This is a genomic window from Stenotrophomonas sp. 3diitr2024 (genome assembly GCF_042136455.1).
Classification (GTDB): domain Bacteria; phylum Pseudomonadota; class Gammaproteobacteria; order Xanthomonadales; family Xanthomonadaceae; genus Stenotrophomonas; species Stenotrophomonas sepilia.
The window spans coordinates 1-483 of the sequence record NZ_JBHHMJ010000025.1; the positions used below are offsets into that span (position 1 = coordinate 1).

Annotated in this window: 2 pseudogenes; both read right to left on the minus strand. The window is 65.8% G+C overall.

From position 1 onward, the window contains the following. A pseudogene (locus ABGA94_RS00375) lies at window positions 1–144 on the minus strand (VOC family protein); the annotation flags it as partial. Next, window positions 126–483 (minus strand): annotated as a pseudogene (locus tag ABGA94_RS00380) (hypothetical protein); the annotation flags it as partial. The pseudogenes ABGA94_RS00380 and ABGA94_RS00375, both read right to left, overlap by 19 nt.

Genomic DNA, 483 nt, shown 5'->3' on the forward strand with positions numbered 1-483 from the left:
GGCGGCGGCACGGCTGCTGGCACTGGAAATGAACAGCTCGTCGGCCCAGAAGAAGTCTGGCCCTTCGCCGCCCAGTGGGATGCCGACCGTATCGAACACTGCCTGGTAGAAGCGGCGGCTGGCGGGCAGGTCACGCCCGACGATTCGATGATGCTGACCAGTTCCAGCTGCATCTGCGAGCGCAGCTTCTTGTCCAGCGCGCCCATCGGTTCGTCCAGCAGCAGCAGCTTCGGCCCCTTGGCCAGCTCTTCCTGCTCGCCGCGGATCTTCATCTCTTCCAGGCGGGCCAGCTGCTTCAGCTTGGTTTCCAGGATGTACTCGGCCTGTTCCTCGGACAGGCCGAAGCGCGCGATCTGGGTCGCGCCACGTTGGGCGAAGATGCTGCCCCCGGCCAGGACGTCCAACCGTCCCGTTGCCGAGGGTGCCAGCAGGATCACATCCTGCGTCCCCGGCGTGGCGCTGATCCGGTCCAGCTTGATGTCG